18 protein-coding genes are annotated in these 16081 nt (G+C 71.4%); 8 read left to right on the forward strand and 10 right to left on the reverse strand.

The window, feature by feature from the left end:
• The coding region (locus tag MKK68_RS16445; RefSeq protein WP_244031439.1) for a radical SAM protein at nt 1-892 on the reverse strand (892 nt) is incomplete at its 3' end.
• Nucleotides 892-1782, reverse strand: coding sequence for a diaminopimelate epimerase (dapF, locus tag MKK68_RS16450; protein ID WP_147844141.1), 891 nt, complete (start codon nt 1780-1782; stop codon nt 892-894). The genes MKK68_RS16445 and dapF, both read right to left, overlap by 1 nt.
• Nucleotides 1783-2070: 288 nt before the next feature.
• Here dapF and MKK68_RS16455 point away from each other — a divergent pair, with 288 nt between their 5' ends.
• The 4 genes from MKK68_RS16455 to MKK68_RS16470 all read left to right on the forward strand — a co-directional run bounded on the left by MKK68_RS16455 (nt 2071) and on the right by MKK68_RS16470 (nt 5584).
• Nucleotides 2071-2874, forward strand: coding sequence for a GyrI-like domain-containing protein (locus MKK68_RS16455; protein WP_147844140.1), 804 nt, complete (start codon nt 2071-2073; stop codon nt 2872-2874).
• A 76-nt stretch (nt 2875-2950) separates the two neighbouring features.
• Nucleotides 2951-3721, forward strand: a complete 771-nt coding sequence (gene nth / locus MKK68_RS16460; RefSeq protein WP_147844139.1) for an endonuclease III domain-containing protein — start codon at nt 2951-2953, stop codon at nt 3719-3721.
• A 97-nt stretch (nt 3722-3818) separates the two neighbouring features.
• Nucleotides 3819-4883, forward strand: a complete 1065-nt coding sequence (gene trpS / locus MKK68_RS16465) for a tryptophan--tRNA ligase (protein WP_244031441.1) — start codon at nt 3819-3821, stop codon at nt 4881-4883.
• Nucleotides 4883-5584 (forward strand): haloacid dehalogenase type II, encoded by a 702-nt coding sequence (locus MKK68_RS16470; RefSeq protein WP_244031460.1) that lies wholly within the window; start codon nt 4883-4885, stop codon nt 5582-5584. The genes trpS and MKK68_RS16470 overlap by 1 nt, the downstream gene beginning before the upstream one ends.
• A gap of 3 nt (nt 5585-5587) precedes the next feature.
• Here MKK68_RS16470 and MKK68_RS16475 read toward each other — a convergent pair whose 3' ends face one another.
• The 8 genes from MKK68_RS16475 to MKK68_RS16510 form a co-directional block, all read right to left on the reverse strand.
• A complete protein-coding gene (locus tag MKK68_RS16475; RefSeq protein WP_147843874.1) occupies nt 5588-6241 on the reverse strand; it encodes a pyridoxamine 5'-phosphate oxidase family protein in 654 nt (217 codons plus the stop codon).
• A 206-nt stretch (nt 6242-6447) separates the two neighbouring features.
• Nucleotides 6448-7467 carry a ketol-acid reductoisomerase gene (gene ilvC, locus MKK68_RS16480; RefSeq protein WP_244031462.1) on the reverse strand — a complete coding sequence of 340 codons (1020 nt, stop codon included), beginning with the start codon at nt 7465-7467 and terminating at the stop codon, nt 6448-6450.
• 32 nt (nt 7468-7499) lie between these two features.
• The gene (locus tag MKK68_RS16485; RefSeq protein ID WP_244031469.1) at nt 7500-8135 is read right to left on the reverse strand and encodes a TetR/AcrR family transcriptional regulator C-terminal domain-containing protein; all 636 of its coding nucleotides are present in this window, start codon (nt 8133-8135) and stop codon (nt 7500-7502) included.
• Nucleotides 8136-8220: 85 nt separating this feature from the next.
• On the reverse strand, nt 8221-8859 hold the full coding sequence (locus MKK68_RS16490) for a glutathione S-transferase family protein (protein ID WP_244031470.1): 639 nt from the start codon (nt 8857-8859) through the stop codon (nt 8221-8223).
• Nucleotides 8856-9227, reverse strand: a complete 372-nt coding sequence (locus tag MKK68_RS16495; protein ID WP_243937391.1) for a type II toxin-antitoxin system PemK/MazF family toxin — start codon at nt 9225-9227, stop codon at nt 8856-8858. Before MKK68_RS16495 ends, MKK68_RS16490 begins: the two co-directional genes overlap by 4 nt.
• Entirely contained in the window at nt 9211-9513 is a 303-nt protein-coding gene (locus MKK68_RS16500) for a MazF family transcriptional regulator (protein ID WP_243937389.1), read from the reverse strand. Before MKK68_RS16500 ends, MKK68_RS16495 begins: the two co-directional genes overlap by 17 nt.
• A 51-nt stretch (nt 9514-9564) precedes the next feature.
• The gene (gene ilvN / locus MKK68_RS16505) at nt 9565-10107 is read right to left on the reverse strand and encodes an acetolactate synthase small subunit (protein ID WP_147727992.1); all 543 of its coding nucleotides are present in this window, start codon (nt 10105-10107) and stop codon (nt 9565-9567) included.
• 135 nt (nt 10108-10242) lie between these two features.
• A complete protein-coding gene (locus tag MKK68_RS16510; RefSeq protein ID WP_243937598.1) occupies nt 10243-12018 on the reverse strand; it encodes an acetolactate synthase 3 large subunit in 1776 nt (591 codons plus the stop codon).
• A gap of 428 nt (nt 12019-12446) precedes the next feature.
• Between MKK68_RS16510 and MKK68_RS16515 the strand changes: the two genes are divergently transcribed.
• The 4 genes from MKK68_RS16515 to MKK68_RS16530 all read left to right on the forward strand — a co-directional run.
• Complete coding sequence (locus tag MKK68_RS16515; RefSeq protein WP_243988114.1) at nt 12447-12947, forward strand: chemotaxis protein CheW; 501 nt, start codon at nt 12447-12449, stop codon at nt 12945-12947.
• A 19-nt stretch (nt 12948-12966) separates the two neighbouring features.
• Nucleotides 12967-14445 (forward strand): CheR family methyltransferase, encoded by a 1479-nt coding sequence (locus MKK68_RS16520; protein ID WP_244031484.1) that lies wholly within the window; start codon nt 12967-12969, stop codon nt 14443-14445.
• A 17-nt stretch (nt 14446-14462) separates the two neighbouring features.
• Complete coding sequence (locus MKK68_RS16525) at nt 14463-14990, forward strand: chemotaxis protein CheW (protein ID WP_243988116.1); 528 nt, start codon at nt 14463-14465, stop codon at nt 14988-14990.
• A gap of 53 nt (nt 14991-15043) precedes the next feature.
• Nucleotides 15044-16081 (forward strand): HAMP domain-containing protein (locus MKK68_RS16530; RefSeq protein WP_244031497.1); only part of this gene is annotated, 1038 nt, incomplete at its 3' end.

Here is a 16081-nt window from a genome sequence, read left to right on the forward strand (position 1 = left end):
CGGTCGGGAAGCCGGCGATCAGGTCGGCGCCGAACACCGCGTCCGGCCGCAACCGCCGCACCTCCCGGCAGAAGCGGATCGCGTCGGACCGCGCATGGCGCCGCTTCATCCGCTTCAGCACGAGGTCGTCGCCGGCCTGCAGCGACAGGTGCAGGTGCGGCATCAGCCGGGGCTCGTCGGCGAGCGCGCGCATCAGGGCGTCGTCGGCCTCGATCGAGTCGATCGAGGACAGGCGCAGGCGCGCGAGGTCCGGCACCGCGGCGAGGATCGCCAGCACCAGCGTGCCGAGGCTTTCGGACGCGCCGGCGAGGTCGCGGCCGTAGGCGGTGAGGTCGACGCCGGTGAGCACGACCTCGCGGCCGCCATGGGCGACGATGTGCGCCACCTGATCAATCACCGCCGCGGGCGCCACCGAGCGCGAGTGCCCGCGCCCGAACGGGATGACGCAGAAGGTGCAGCGGTGGTCGCAGCCGTTCTGCACGGGGACGAAGGCGCGGGTGTGCCCGGCCACGCCCGCGATCCGCGTCGGCGCGGCGTGGCGGGCGGCGAACACGTCGCCCACGGCATCGCGCGGACGGTCGTGGTCCGGCCCCCATGCGGCGGGGGAGAGCTTGTCGCCGTTGCCGACGAGGCGGGCGACCTCGGGCATCGCGGCGTAGGCCGCGGTCTCGATCTGCGCGCCGCAGCCGGTGACGACGATCTCGGCGCCCGGCCGCTCGCGGTGCAGGCGGCGGATCGCCTTGCGCGCCTGCCGCCCGGCTTCCGTCGTGACGGCGCAGGTGTTGACCACGACGAGGTCGCGGTCGCGCGATGCCGCCTCGGCATGGCCGCGCATCACCTCGGCCTCGACGGTGTTCAGCCGGCAGCCGAAGGTCAGCGTCTCGACCGCCATCAGGCGGCGTCCTGCGCGAACAATTCGGGGGCGAAGCGGCCTTCGGCGACGAGGCAGACCGGGCCGGTCATCAGCACGTGGTCGTCGGCGCGCCACTCCACGAACAGCTCGCCGCCGGGCAGGCTCACGGTGGCCTGCCGGCCGATCATCCGCAGGCGCGAGGCGGCGACCACGGCGGCGCAGGCGGCCGTCCCGCAGGCGAGCGTCAGCCCGGCGCCGCGCTCCCAAACCCGGAGCTTGATCGCTTCCCGCCCCCGGACCTGCGCGATCGAGATGTTGGCGCGCTCGGGGAAGATCGGGTGGTTCTCCAGCATCGGGCCGATCTGCCCGAGGTCGAACGTGTCCGGGTCGCGGTCGGTGAAGAACACCGCGTGCGGGTTGCCCATGTTCACCGCGCCCGGCGAATGCAGGATCGGGTCGTCGATCGGCCCGATCTGCAGCTCGATCCGCCGCGTGTCGGGAAAGGGGTCGCGCAGCGGGATCTCGTTCCAGGCGAGCCGGGGGCGCCCCATGTCGACGGTGAAGGAGCGCTCGGCGACGCGCTTCACCTCCACGCGGCCGGCATCGGTCTCCAGGACCAGCCGCCCGGTCTCGACGGGGCGTGCCATGGCCGGGTCGTCGAGCATCGCGTAGGCGACGCAGCGGGTGCCGTTGCCGCAGGCGCCCGATTCCGAGCCGTCGGTGTTGTAGATCCGCATGAACGCGTCGGTGCCGCGGCTTCGCGGATCGTGCAGCACCATCAGCTGGTCGAAGCTCGAGGACGGGTCGGCCGCGATGGCGCGCGCCTCGGCGGCGGCGACGCGGACGCCGCTGCCGCGCAGGTCCAGCACCACGATCGCGTTGCCGGCGCCGTGCATCTTCAGGAAGCGTCTGTGGGCGAGTGCGCTCATGCGGCCATGGTGGTTCGAGCTGCGTCGTCGCGGGATGCGGGGTCGGGCTTCCGAACGGCCCGTCGTCGAGGCCCCGTATATGGCAAGGCCGGCGTCCGACGCGAGGGGCGGCTCCGCGCGCCGGAGCGTGGCAGATCCGCCGCGCCCGCACGCCGCGCTTCGGGAACCTGCATCGACGGCCTCGCGAAGACCGGTGTTCGTCACTACGTTCGGGCGTGACGGGACCGTGCCGATTCGGTCCGCGGCGGCCTTCGGTCGTCGCCTCGATGCCTTTGCCGGAGCGCTGCCTTGACCCGCCCTCGCCTCACGCTCGCCGCCGGCCTTCTCGGCGCCGCCGTCCTTCCCGTCCTGGCCTTGCCGGTCCTGGCCGAGCAGCCCCCGCCGCCGGCCTCGACGGCGCCCTCGCCCGCGGTGACGGACCCGCTCCCGACCACGACCGCGCCGAACCCGCCCGCCGATCCGAACAAGTCGTCCGCGCCCGCGCCCGAGAAGGCGATCACGTCGCCGACCCTGCCGTCGGCGCCCGCTCCCGCGCCGGCGCCGCCCCCGGCACCGCCTCAGGCGCAGGCACCGTCCCCGGCTCAGGCCTCCGGGCGGAAGACCCTGGTGGAGACCCCGGCCAACGCCGACGACGTCGACGCGGTGACGCTGCCGGCCAAGCCCGCCGCGATCCTGTCCGGCAAGGCGAAGTGGGAGGAGGCTGTGCCGAGCCTGAAGGAGGCCTTCGCCAAGATCGAGGCGGACCTCGCCAAGGCCGGCATCGCCGCGACCGGGCGCCCGCTCGCAGTCTTCACCCGCACCGACGACGACGGCTTCGTCTACGAGGCGATGATCCCGGTGGCCTCCGCCCCCGAGCCCGCGCCGAGCGCCGCCGACGGCCTGCACTTCGGCACGACGCCCTCCGGCAAGGCCCTGCGCTTCCCGCACAAGGGCTCCTACGACGACATCGACGGCACCTACGAGACCCTGACGACCTACCTCGACGCCAAGGACATCGTCGTCCAGGACCGCTTCATCGAGGAGTACGTCACCGACCTGAACGACAAGGCCGACGACAAGCTCGACGTGAACATCTACGCGCTGACGCGGTAACGTCGACGCGCCGACGCGGTGGACCTGCGACGTCGCGCGGGCGGAACCGGCGGGAATCCTCGCGGATTCCGCCCTGATGCCCAGCGCGAACCGCCACGACCTCTTCGCCGCCGAACGTCCGCCGCGCCCCACCGCCGCGGTCCCGGAGGACGCGCCCGCCGACCTCGCGGCGAAGGCGCTCGAGATCCACCGCAGGCTGTGCCCGGTCTACGGCTGCCCGATCCCGTATTTCCACAGCCTCGACCCGCTCTCGGAGCTGGTGTCGTCGCTGCTCTCGCACCGCACCCGCAACGCCGATTCGGGCCGCGCGTTCAAGGCGCTGCGCGCCCGCTATCCCGACTGGGCGGACATGCTCGCCGCGCCGGTGGAGGCGATCGAGGACACCATCCGCGGCGTGACCTGGCCGGAGCTGAAGGCGCCGCGCATCCAGGCCGTGCTCCGGGCGGTCGAGGCGCGCCGCGGCAGCCTGTCCCTCGCCTTCCTGGCCGACATGCCGGTCGAGGCGGCGCGCACCTGGCTCGAGGCGATCCCCGGGGTCGGGCCGAAGACCAGCGCGGCGGTGCTGTCGTTCTCGGTGCTGCGCATGGCGGCGCTGCCGGTGGACAGCCACCACCACCGCGTCGCCCAGCGCCTCGGGCTGATCGGCGCGAAGGTGGATGTCGGCCCCTCGCACCCGATCCTGCGGGCGCAGCTTCCGGCCGACTGGTCGGCGCAGGACCTCTACGACAACCACGAGATCCTGATGCTGCACGGCCAGCAGGTCTGCCACCACCGCAAGCCCGCCTGCGGCCGCTGCGTGCTGCTCGACCTCTGCCCGAGCGCGCAAGGCGCCTATCGCGAGCCCTAGCAGCCCTCGCCTTGACCGGTTCGTCCCCCGGGTGCCAGAAACCCGGCCTTCCAGGGACGCGAGATCGCCTCGGCCCGGCATTCGAGGGACCGCGCCGATGGCCGCGTTCAAGGAACTGGTGTTCTCGGGCGTGCAGCCGACGGGCAACCTGCATCTCGGCAACTACCTCGGCGCGATCAAGCGCTTCGTCGAGATGCAGGCGTGCGAGGCGCAATGCCTGTACTGCGTCGTCGACCTACACGCGATCACCCTGTGGCAGGACCCGGAGGCGCTCAAAGGCCAGATCCGCGAGGTCACGGCCGCCTTCCTGGCCGCCGGCATCGATCCGAAGCGCTCGATCGTGTTCAACCAGAGCCAGGTGCCGCAGCACGCCGAGCTCGCCTGGGTGTTCAACTGCGTCGCGCGGCTCGGCTGGCTCAACCGGATGACCCAGTTCAAGGACAAGGCCGGCAAGGACCGCGAGGCGGCCTCGATCGGCCTGTACGACTATCCCGTGCTGATGGCGGCCGACATCCTGGCCTACCGCGCGACGCACGTGCCGGTGGGCGAGGACCAGAAGCAGCACCTCGAATTGACCCGCGACATCGCGCAGAAGTTCAACACCGACTTCGCCGGCTCGATCGCCGCGCACGGGCACGATGCGGGCGCCGGGTTCTTCCCGATCACCGAGCCGCTGATCGGGGGACCTGCCGCCCGCGTGATGAGCCTGCGCGACGGCACCAAGAAGATGTCGAAGTCCGATGCCTCGGACAATTCGCGCATCAACCTCACCGACGATGCCGACGCGATCGCCAGCAAGGTGCGCCGGGCCAAGACCGACCCGGACGCCCTCCCCTCGGAGGTCGCGGGCCTCGCCGGCCGGCCGGAGGCCGACAACCTCGTCGGCATCTTCGCCGGGCTCAAGGGCACGACGCGCGACGCGGTGCTGGCCGATCACGGCGGCGCGCAGTTCTCCGCCTTCAAGGGCGCGCTGGTCGAACTCGCCGTCGAGACGCTGGCGCCGATCGCCACCGAGATGAAGCGCCTGACCGCCGACACCGCCCACATCGACGCGGTGCTGGCCGACGGCGCCGAGCGCGCCGAGGCGATCGCCGCGCCGACCCTCGACGCGGTCAAGGACATCGTCGGCTTCGTCCGCCGCATCCGGCTGCGGAGCGTGTGATGGCGATCCGGGCGCTGGTCTTCGACGTCTTCGGCACGCTCGTGGATTGGCGCTCGGGCGTGGCGCGGGAGGCGGAGCGGCTGCTCGCGCCCTACGCGGCGGCGCTCGACGGCGGCGCCTTCGCCGATGCGTGGCGGGCGCGCTACGGGCCGTCGATGGAGACGGTACGGTCGGGCGCCCGCGCCTACGTCGACCTCGACGCGCTGCAGGGCGAGTCGCTGCCGGAGGTGCTCGCCGCCTTCGGCATCGCCGGGGTTCCCGAGGCCGTCCGGGCCGAGCTCGTCCAAGCCTGGCACCGGCTCGACGCCTGGCCGGAGGTGCCGGAGGCGCTGGCCCGCCTGCGGATCGGCCACCTGCTCGCGCCGGTCTCGAACGGGCCTGTCCGGCTGATGGTCGACTTGGCGCGGCGCAACAGGCTGGGGTTCGATGCGATCCTCGGCGCAGGCTATTCCCGCGACTACAAGCCGAAGCCGACCCTTTATCGCGACGCCGTCGCGGCTTTCGGCTTCGCGGCCTCCGAGACCCTGATGGTCGCGGCGCATTCGAGCGATCTCGCGGCGGCCGCGCAGCACGGGCTGGCGACCGCCCACGTCGCCCGTCCGCGCGAGCACGGGCCGGCCGGCGGCGAGACGGCGCCGAGCGTGCCGGTGACCTTCGCGGCCGCCGACCTCGCCGACCTCGCGCGCCAGCTCGGCGCCTGAGGCCTAAGCCTCGCCGCGGGCGACCAGCGCTTGGTATTCCGGAACCTCCAGGCGGCCTTCCTTCGCGACGCGGGCCTTGTCCGCGTCGGAGATCACGTCGCCGGCGAGGTCGAGGCGCTTCCACGCGGCCAGCGGCGTCTCCCTGCCGGGGGTCGGGACGTACTTGTTCTGCGCGACCTTCTCGTACTTGTGGATGTAGCGCGGGCAGTTGACCCAGATCTTCAACACGTCGACGCGCACGAGGTACTTGGCCTCGGTGTAGCGCGCCATCAGCGGGTCGTCGCGCAGCAGCGTGGCGGTGCCCTGAACGCGGATGCGGTGCGGCGTCTCGAAGTCGATGAAGAGCAGCCCGACCTTGGCCTGCCCCTCGATGTTGCCCATCGAATAGAACATCCCGTTGCCGTCGAAGCCGGGGAACACCAGGGTGTGGTCGTCCAGCACCTTCACGAAGCCGGGGCTGCCGCCCTTGTACGAGACGGTCGGCATGCCGTCGGGATCGACGGTCGACAGGAAGAACATGTCGCGCGAGCCGATGAAGGCCGCCTCGTCGTCCTGGATCGTCTCGTGCACCCATTGGGTGTCGAGGCGGTCGGCGAGCTTGGTGGTCTTGAATTCCTGCTGGAGCGCGCGGTGCGCGTCCGAATAGAGCGAGGCCATGGTTTCCTCCTGAGCCGGCCGAGCCTCCGCGATCCTTGCGTCGCCGAGTTGTCCCGGAATTTCGCGGCGGCACTGTCCCCTCAAACGTCCGCGCGGGCAATTGCCGCGTTTGGCCGGCGCATGAAAAAGGCCGGCCCCGCTTCCACGGGGCCGGCCTTCCTCGTCGACGGTCGTCGGGAACGGCGCGACCGAAGGTCCGAAAAGAATCAGTTCTTGGTCTTGTCGACCAGCGCCTTCTCGGAGATCCACGGCATCATCCCGCGGAGCTTGGCGCCGACCTCCTCGATCGGGTGACGGGCGAGCTTGGCGCGGGTGGCCTTGAACGAGGTCTGGCCGACCTTGTTCTCCAGCATCCAGTTGCGGGTGAAGATGCCCGACTGGATGTCGTCGAGGACGCGCTTCATCTCGGCCTTGGTCTCGGACGTGACGATGCGCGGGCCGGTGACGTACTCGCCGTACTCGGCGGTGTTCGAGATCGAGTAGTTCATGTTGGCGATGCCGCCCTCGTAGATGAGGTCGACGATGAGCTTCACCTCGTGCAGGCACTCGAAATAGGCCATCTCGGGGGCGTAGCCCGCCTCGACCAGGGTCTCGAAGCCGGCCTTGATCAACTCGACGAGGCCGCCGCACAGCACGGCCTGCTCGCCGAAGAGATCGGTCTCGCACTCTTCCTTGAAGGTGGTCTCGATGATGCCGGCACGTCCTCCGCCGTTGGCCGAGGCGTAGGACAGGCCGAGGTCGTGGGCGTTGCCCGAGGCGTCCTGGGCGATGGCGATCAGGGTCGGCACGCCGCCGCCCTTGAGGTACTCGCCGCGGACCGTGTGGCCGGGGCCCTTCGGGGCGACCATCAGCACGTCGAGATCGGGACGCGGCTCGATCAGGTTGAAGTGCACGTTGAGGCCGTGGGCGAACAGGAGGGCGGCGCCCTGCTTCATGTTCGGCTCCAGCGACTCCTTGTAGATGTCGCCCTGCAGCTCGTCGGGGGTGAGCATCATCACGACGTCGGCCCACTTGGCCGCGTCGGCGACCGACATCACCTTGAAGCCTTGGCCTTCCGCCTTCGTGGCGGTGGCCGAGCCCTCGCGCAGCGCGATGGCGATGTCCTTCACGCCGGAATCGCGCAGGTTGAGCGCGTGGGCATGGCCCTGGCTGCCGTAGCCGACGATGACGACCTTCTTGCCCTTGATCAGGTTCAGGTCGGCGTCGCGATCGTAGTAGACCCGCATGATGTGTGTCCTCTCTCGTGAAGGGGGTGTGGTTAGCGCTTGGGCTGGCCGTAGAGGGCCAGGAACTGCTCCACCGCCCGGGCGGCGTCGCGTCTGATCTCGGCGGCGTCGAAGACGATCGCATCGCCGAGCAGAAGTCTGATCTGCACGTCGCGGCCGACGAGGCCGAAGAAGGTCCGGAAGGCGCTCTCGCTGTCGTCGAAGGCGAGAAGCCCCGCCGCGCGGCCGGCCTCCAGCACCGGCTTCAGGCGGTCGCCGATCGCGAAGCGCCCGTTGGCGAGCACGATGCTGCCGAGGTTGCTCTTCCGAGACGCCGCGTCGCCGATGGCGATGCGGTTCAGGGCGATCGAGGCCCGGCTCGAGATCACGCCGAGCCAGGTCGTGGCGAAATCGCGAAGGCTCTCGCTCAGGGCGGCGACGTCGAGCGCGCGGGCCTCGTACTGCCCGGCACGCACGCGCGAGGCCTGCCATTGCACCGTCGCGGTCAGCAGGCCGTCGCGGTCCCGGAACCACTTGTACAGCGTCTCCTTCGAGCAGCTCGCCCGGCGCGCGACCGCATCCATGGTGAGCTGGTCGCCCGCCTCCACCATCAGGTCCAGGACCGCATCGAGCACGGCCTGCTGGCGGACCGAGGGGGTCGCGTCGTGGATCGCCGAGCCTGCTGCCATCGGGTGCCGAGCCGTACCGTACCGTACGGTTCGCCTGATAGGGCGATTCGGCGCCGGCCGCAAGGTGTCCAGTCGCAGGCGCGCGTCAGGCGGGAAGCGGCAGGCCCTCGCGGGCGAAGACCGCCTGCACGGCCGGCCGCTCGGCCATCGCGCGGGCATGGGCGGTCCAGGACGGGAACCGCGCCGGCATGTCGAACCGCAGCGTCGGGCCGCGGGCCCAGACCCAGAAGACCATCAGGTAGGCGTCGACCACGCTGTAGCGATCCTGCACAGCCCAGCCGCCGTTCGGGAGCCGGACCTCGGTCATCGTGCACAGGTCGCCGAACGTGTCGGCCGCCTTGGCGCGGATGCCGGGCAGCGCCGCCTCGTCGTTGCTGTAGCGCTCCGGCCGGCGGATATGGGCGTAGGCCGGGTGATGGTTGATCGAGAGCCAGCACAGCCACTCGTCGGCCACCGCCTGCGCCTTCAGGTCCTCGGGCCAGAGCCTCGCCTCCGGGTGCGCGCGGGCGACGTGGCGCAGGATCGCCGAATTCTCGGTGAGGACCCAGTCGCCCGCGACCAGGGCCGGCACCCGGCCGCGCTCGTTGATCGCGAGGTATTCCGGCGCGCGCTGGTCGCCGGCGGCGAGGTCGAGGCGCACGGTGTCGTAGGGCGCGCCCGCCTCCTCCAGCGCGATGTGCGCGGCGAGCGAGCAGGCGCCGGGGGCGTAGTAGAGGGTGGTCATGGGCGCGTACCATCGTCTGTCATGAGGCTGAGAAGTGCCGCGAGCCTGCCGCGGACCTCGGCGAGGACGACGTCCGGAACGAAGCCGAGGGATCGCAGGATGCGCGCATCCCGATCGATCGAACGGACCTGATCGACCAGCACCGCTCCCTCCACCGCGAGACCCGCGGGCAACATCACCTTTGTCGGCCAGGCATCGCGGTTGCGCGTGATCGGGCAGATGATCACGCGGCGCGCCAGCAGGTGCATGTCGTCGTTCGAGACCACCAGGGCCGGACGGCGGCCGTTCTGCTCGGTTCCGCGGACGGGCTCCAGATCCACGAGAACCAATTCGCCGGGACGCGTCCGCCGCTCAACGGGGGTCGTCATCGTCGATGATTTCGGACCCGCGGTCCGGTCCCCAGTCGACGGTGGGAGGCTCGAAGGCTGGTCCGAGTCTGCGCGCTTCCGCGACCATCTCGGCCATCGTGAAGACCGGGATCCCGTTCACGTATCGGCGGACCTGAACCGAAGATGTTGCATCGATGGTATTGGGCAGCGGGTCTTTCGCCGTCACCTCCACGGTCTGGCCCTCACTCAAGCCGAGCGAGCGGACATCCTCCGCGGACAACCGAACGGCGAACGCCTCCCCGGATCGCTCCAGCTTCCCTTCCATCGCGACACTCCTTTCGCGGGCCGACACTATCATAGCGTCGGCCGTGCGAAATCACATCGGGTCGGCGCCGCGGCCCATCGCGGCGATGCCGGTGCGGGAGATCTCGACGAGGCCGAGCACGGTCATCAGGCGGATGAAGCGGTCGATCTCCTCGGTCGCGCCGGTCAGCTCGAACACGAAGGAGGTCAGCGTCGCGTCGAGCGTCTTGGCGCCGAAGGCGGCGGCGAGCCGGAGCGCCTCGCCGCGATGCTCGCCCTGCCCCGCCACCTTCACCAGGCAGAGCTCGCGCTCCAGCGCGCTGCCCTGGAGGGTCAGGTCGACGACCCGGTGCACCGGCACGAGGCGGTCGAGCTGCGCCTTGATCTGGTCGATCACCGCGTTGGTGCCGGCGGTGACGATGGTGATGCGCGAGAGATGGCGCGCCTCCTCCGTCTCCGACACCGTCAGGCTCTCGATGTTGTAGCCGCGTCCCGAGAACATCCCGGAGATGCGCGCGAGCACGCCCGGCTCGTTGTCGACGATCACGGCGAGGGTGTGCCGGTTGACGGCCTCGATCCGGCCGGCATCGGGGTAGTGGGTGTTCATGGCGTTCATCGCGGGGCGCGTCCTCGTCGTCCAGTTCGTTCGATCCGCGGTCTCGCACCCCTGGCGCGAGGCAAGCGCGGCTGCGCGTCGCCGCCGAGGCGGCGGACCGCAGCCCGACCCCAGGGTCGGGCTGCAACCAAGAGGCTACACCAGCATCTTGCCTTCCTCGGAGATCACGTCGCCGATCTCCATGCCGGTCTCGCCGAGATAGTCGGAGAGCAGCATCTCATTGTGCGCCTTGCCCGACGGGATCATCGGGAAGCAGTTCTCCTTCTTGTCGACGATGCAGTCGAACACGACCGGCCCGTCGTAGTCGAGCATCGCGGCGATCGACGCGTCGAGGTCGCCCGGCTTGTCGCAGCGGATGCCCTTGGCGCCGTAGGCCTCCGCTAGCTTGACGAAGTCCGGCAGGCTCTCCGAGTAGCTCTGCGAGTAGCGCGAGCCGTGCAGCAGTTCCTGCCACTGGCGCACCATGCCCATGTACTCGTTGTTCAGGATGAAGATCTTGACCGGCAGGCGGTACTGCACCGCGGTCGAGAGCTCCTGCATGTTCATCAGGATCGAGGCTTCGCCCGCGATGTCGATGACCAGGCCCTTGGGATGGGCCAGCTGCGTGCCGATGGCCGCGGGCAGGCCGTAGCCCATGGTGCCGAGGCCGCCCGACGTCATCCAGCGGTTCGGCTCCTCGAACTTGAAGTACTGCGCCGCCCACATCTGGTGCTGGCCGACCTCAGTGGTGATGTAGGTCTCGCGGTCCTTGCACGCCTCGTAGAGGCGCTGCACCGCGTGCTGCGGCTTGATGATCGTGCCCGAGGGCCAGTAGGCGAGGCACTCGCGCGCCCGCCAGGTGCGGATCTTGGCGAACCACCCGTCGAGGTTGGACTTCTCGGGCTGCGACGGCAGGGCGCGCCATGCCTCCAGCATGTCGGCGAGCACGGATCCGCAATCGCCGACGATGCCGACGTCGACCTTGACCACCTTGTTAATCGAGGAGGCGTCGACGTCGATGTGGATCTTCTTCGAGAACGGCGAGAACGCGTCGAGCCGGCCGGTGATGCGGTCGTCGAACCGCGCGCCGACGCAAATCATCACGTCGCACTCGTGCATCGCGAGGTTGGCCTCGTAGGTGCCGTGCATCCCCAGCATCCCGAGGAACCTGTCGTCGGAGGCCGGGAAGGCGCCCAGGCCCATCAGGGTCGAGGTGACCGGATAGCCCGTCTCGGCGACGAGCTCGCGCAGCAGGCGCGAGGCCTCGGGGCCGGAATTGATCACGCCGCCGCCGGTGTAGAAGACCGGGCGGCGCGCCTGCGCCATCAGCTCGACGGCGGCGCGGATCTTGTCCGCATCGCCCTTCACCGCCGGCTTGTAGGTCTTGTGCCCGTCGACCGAGGGACGCTCGTAGAGCCCGCTCGCGAACTGGATGTCCTTCGGCAGGTCGACGACGACGGGGCCGGGGCGGCCGTGAGAGGCGACGTAGAAGGCCTCGTGCAGGATGCGCGGCAGGTCGTCGATCGATTTGACCAGGTAGTTGTGCTTGGTGCAGTGGCGCGTGATGCCGACCGTGTCGCATTCCTGGAACGCGTCGGTGCCGATCAGGTGCGTCGGGACCTGGCCCGTGATGCAGACGAGCGGGATCGAGTCGAGCAGCGCGTCGGTCAACCCGGTGACGATGTTGGTGGCGCCGGGACCCGAGGTGACGAGCACGCAGCCGACCTTGCCCGACGAGCGGGCATAGCCCTCGGCGGCGTGCACGGCGCCCTGCTCGTGGCGGACCAGTACGTGCTTGACCGCGTCCTGGTGAAAGAGCGCATCGTAGATCGGCAGCACCGCGCCGCCGGGATACCCGAACAGCGTGTCGACACCCTGATCCTGGAACGCCCGGATGACCATCTCGGCCCCGGTCATGACCTCGCCGCCCATCGTCTTCCTCCTGCTCGCCTTGCTGGTCTTCGTCGTCTCGATGTCGTCGATCGGCGCGGGCAACAAAAAAGGGCCCCGCGAGGGACCCTGCATGCGCCACCGCCCGGATCGCGGCCCTGAGATCAGGGCCGCCCCGTCGGTGGCGCTTCCGCTACGATAAGGATCGTCGTCATCGGGATCGATCTCTCGCCCAACGCGGGCCGCCCGCATGGCGCTCCGCGTGAAAAGTGACGGTTGTCTTAACGAAGGCCTCGGCGATGGTCAACGGCATTCCGGCGGAGAGCCGGGCCGCCGCGAAGGATCCGGCCTCCGCGAAGCATTTGCCGCAGCCCGGCCCGACGGCGCGCGGCGCGATTGCCCCGCATCGGCGCCCGGCCTATCACCGATCCTCGTCCCCCTCCCAACGAGCGCGAGAGCACGGAACGCCGGTGGCCCAGCCCGAGACGGCCTCGCTCAGCTACCTGCTCCTCGACGTCGCGGGCACCCCGTGCGCGCTGCCGCGATCCGCGGCCGGCGAGGTGCTGCCGCTGCCGGACCTGTTCCGGCCGCCGGCCTGCGGCGGCTGGCTCGCGGGGTTCCTCAACCTCGGCGGAGAGCCGGTTCCGGTGGTCGACCTCGCGCGCCTTCTCGGCCTGCGCGAGGGCGCGCACGACCCGGGCCCCTACGCCCACCTGATCCTGACGCCGGACGCCGCCGCGGCCTGGCTCGTCGACCGGGTGACCGACCTCGTCGCCGTCGAGGCCGCCGCGATCCGGCCCGTCGCCGCGGGCGCGAGCCTCAACGGCTGCGTCTCCGCCGAGATCGCCCGGGGCGACCGGCTGATCCACGCCCTCGACCCGGCGCGCCTGCTCAGCGCCGAGGAGCGCGCCCGGGTCGGCCACCTGACGCGGGCGGCGAAGGCGCGCCTCGCCGCGCTGCCGGCCGCCTGAGCGGAAGGCGCGGGACCCCATGCGTCGGCCGCCCGGTCCGAGCCCCCACGACGATCCGGGCTACGCGGCCCTCAAGGCGCGGATCATCGCGCGCACCGGCCATCACTACTACGCCGACAAGGACGACCTGCTGTTCGACCGCCTGCGGCGGCGGTTCAAGGCCTGCAACGTCGCCGATGCCGCGGCCTACGACGCGCGCCTGAACGCGGGCGCCGGCGAATGGGCCGCGCTCGAGGCCGAGATCACCATCGGCGAGACCTTCTTCTTCCGCTACGCCGAGCAGTTCACCGCGTTGCGCGAGACCATCCTACCCGGCCTGATCGCCGGGCGCGCGGCCGAGCGCAGCCTCCGGGTCTGGAGCGCCGGCTGCTCGACGGGGGCCGAGCCCTACTCGGTGGCGATCCTGCTGCACCAGCTGCTCGGCCCGGCCCTGGCGGACTGGCGCGTCGCGATCGTCGGCACCGACATCAGCGTCGCCGCCCTCGCCACCGCCCGGGCGGCCGAGTACGGCCGCTGGGCGCTGCGGACGCTGCCGGTCGAGGAGCGCTTGCGCCACTTCCATCGCATCCCGGCGAGCCCCGGGGCGGCCCGCGAGGGCGGCTACGCCCTGCGGCCGGAGTTTCGCCGCATGGTGCGCTTCGAGCGCCAGAACCTGATGAGCCTCGTCGACGGGACGGCGGCCGAGGGCTTCGACGGGTTCGATCTCATTCTTTGCCGCAACGTGCTAATCTACTTCAGCGCCGAGACCGTCGCCGCGATCGTGCGGGCGCTGGGCCGGCGCCTGCGGCCCGGCGGCTGGCTGCTGATCGGCCATGCGGAGCCCCATCCGGCCTTCGCAGGCTGGCTCGATGCGGTGAACCTCCCCGGCACGGTCGCCTATCGCCGTCCGCTCGAATCGGCGTCCCTGCCCGCGCCTCCCGATCCTGCCGATCCTGCCGAGCCGGCCGGGCTCGAGCGTCCGCCCTCCGCCACTCCCATCGAACCCGGTCCGGCTCACGAGGCGCTGCTCGCGGTGCCTGCCGGAGACGCCGTCGCCGAAGCGATCCGTCCGGTGCCGGCGGCGAGCGCTCCGGCCGTCGTCGACGAGACGGCGGAGGACGTGGCGCGCACGATCCGCATGCTGGCCGATTCCGGCGACACGGGCGCGGCGTGGCGCCTCCTGCGGAACGCGCTCGCCGCGCGGCCGACCGATGCGTCCCTTCGGCTCTACGAGGGCCTGCTCGCGCTCGGGTTCGGCCGCGAGGCCGAAGCCGAGCGGGCCTTCCGCGGCGCGCTCTATCTCGATCGCGGCTACGTGATGGCCCATTACCATCTCGGCCTGCTGCTCGGAGCCCTCGGACGGACCGCCGACGCCCGCCGGGCGCTGGACAATGCGGTCGCCTTGAGCCAAGCGCTGCCGCCGGATGCGGCGTTGCCCGAGGGCGACGGGGCGTGTGCCGGGGAGATCGCCCTGAGCGCGGCGGCGATCCGCGACGGCATCGGAACGGGGGCGGCGTGAACGCGGCGGATCGCCAGATGGAACGGGGCGACGGCCGGCACGGGCGCGAGGCGGCGCTGCGCGCGGACCGCACGGCCGCCCTCGCCCGGCGCGGGGCGACGGCGCGCGAGGCCGCGCCGGTCGAGGCCCATCTCGTCTGCGCCTGCGGCCCGGAGCGCTTCGGCCTGCCCCTCGCCGACGTCGCGCGGGTGGTGCCCATGCGATCATGCACGCCCGTGCCGGGCGCGCCGCCCGCGATCCTCGGCCTCGTCGCCCTGTCCGGACGGATCGTCAGCGTCGTCGGCCTCGCCCGCGCGCTCGGCCGCCCGGGCGCGGACCGCGTCGAAGGCGGCCACCTCGTCGTCCTTCGCACGGCCGCGACGCCGACCGCGCTTGCCGTCGACCGCGTGCTGGGGCTCGCCCACCTCGCCGAGGCCGCCGCGGCGGAGGGCGGATTCGGCGGCGAAGCGGTTTCGCGCTATGCCGCGGCCGATCCCGGCCCGTCCGGTCTCGGCGACTTCGTCGTCATCGACCTGCCGCAGCTGCTGCGGCGCACCCTGCCTTGAGGCGCGAGACGCGCGCGATCCACGACGCCGCCCGACCCGGAGCATCAGCCGCCTTGTCGATCTCGATTGGAAAACGGATCCTCCTCGGCTTCACGGCCGTGACGGTGGTGCTGATCGCCCTCGGCCTCTACGCGATCGGCCAGATCGGCTCGGTCCGCGACGCCACCGACACCATCGTCGCCCGCGACCTCGCGGTGCTGCGCCAGCTCGACATCCTCGGCAACCAGACGCGCGACCTCGGCATCCTGCGCCGCAACGCGGTGATCGCCACGCTGATGAAGGCGCAAGGGCAGCCCATGCGCGACGAGGACGTCCTCACCACCTGGCGTCGCACGGCCGCATCGACCGACGCGCTCTTCGACGACCTGATCCGCGAGGCCGACGCCTACCGCGCCCGCGCCCTCTCGGTGGATCGGACGACGGCCTGGGACCGCCTGCACGGCGTCCTGAGGCAGGCCGTCGCGATCTATCGTCCGTACCGGGATGCGAGCGAGGCGCAGCTCGTGGCCGCGGTCGGCGGCGACGTCACCGGCGTCGAGGCCCGCAACGCCGAGATCGGCCGCGCCTACGAGGCCACCATCGCCGCCGTCGAGCGCACCCGCGTCGCCCTCGACGAGAGCATCGCCGTGGGCCAGCGCGGGATCGGCGCGATCCACGAGCGCTCGCGGCTCTCGATCCTGCTGACGCTGCTCGCCAGCGTCCTCCTGGCGATCCTCGTCACGATCCTGATCAGCCGTGCGGTGGTGCGGCCGCTGGAGAGCGTGATGGCGTTCGCCGAGACGGTCGGCGGCGGCGACCTGTCCCAGACGCTGCAGGTTCGCGGCGGCGACGAGATCGGCCGGCTGTCCCGTGCGCTGAACGGGATGGTCTCTGGGCTTGCGGACTTGGCTCGGACGAACCGTGCGGCGACGTCGGACCTGTACGCGGCGGCGTGCGAGATGCGCGCGTCGGCTCAGCAGCAGGCGGCGTCGGGGGAGGAGCAGTGCGCGGCGGTGCAGGGGACGGGGGCGACGGGGGACGGCAGAACCGATTCGCGGTCGCAGATCACGACGCGGGCCGGCGAGGTGATCGCCACCGCCCAGGCCACGGCC

This window comes from Methylobacterium sp. E-016, assembly GCF_022829745.1.
GTDB lineage: Bacteria > Pseudomonadota > Alphaproteobacteria > Rhizobiales > Beijerinckiaceae > Methylobacterium.

Coding starts and splice junctions, on each gene's coding strand:
- dapF (WP_147844141.1), bottom strand. CDS start 1,782: ATGAGCGCACTCGCCCACAGACGCTTCCTGAAGATGCACGGCGCCGGC.
- nth (WP_147844139.1), top strand. CDS start 2,951: ATGCCCAGCGCGAACCGCCACGACCTCTTCGCCGCCGAACGTCCGCCG.
- trpS (WP_244031441.1), top strand. CDS start 3,819: ATGGCCGCGTTCAAGGAACTGGTGTTCTCGGGCGTGCAGCCGACGGGC.
- MKK68_RS16470 (WP_244031460.1), top strand. CDS start 4,883: ATGGCGATCCGGGCGCTGGTCTTCGACGTCTTCGGCACGCTCGTGGAT.
- MKK68_RS16475 (WP_147843874.1), bottom strand. CDS start 6,241: ATGGCCTCGCTCTATTCGGACGCGCACCGCGCGCTCCAGCAGGAATTC.
- ilvC (WP_244031462.1), bottom strand. CDS start 7,467: ATGCGGGTCTACTACGATCGCGACGCCGACCTGAACCTGATCAAGGGC.
- MKK68_RS16485 (WP_244031469.1), bottom strand. CDS start 8,135: ATGGCAGCAGGCTCGGCGATCCACGACGCGACCCCCTCGGTCCGCCAG.
- MKK68_RS16490 (WP_244031470.1), bottom strand. CDS start 8,859: ATGACCACCCTCTACTACGCCCCCGGCGCCTGCTCGCTCGCCGCGCAC.
- MKK68_RS16495 (WP_243937391.1), bottom strand. CDS start 9,227: ATGACGACCCCCGTTGAGCGGCGGACGCGTCCCGGCGAATTGGTTCTC.
- MKK68_RS16500 (WP_243937389.1), bottom strand. CDS start 9,513: ATGGAAGGGAAGCTGGAGCGATCCGGGGAGGCGTTCGCCGTTCGGTTG.
- ilvN (WP_147727992.1), bottom strand. CDS start 10,107: ATGAACGCCATGAACACCCACTACCCCGATGCCGGCCGGATCGAGGCC.
- MKK68_RS16510 (WP_243937598.1), bottom strand. CDS start 12,018: ATGGGCGGCGAGGTCATGACCGGGGCCGAGATGGTCATCCGGGCGTTC.
- MKK68_RS16520 (WP_244031484.1), top strand. CDS start 12,967: ATGCGTCGGCCGCCCGGTCCGAGCCCCCACGACGATCCGGGCTACGCG.
- MKK68_RS16525 (WP_243988116.1), top strand. CDS start 14,463: ATGGAACGGGGCGACGGCCGGCACGGGCGCGAGGCGGCGCTGCGCGCG.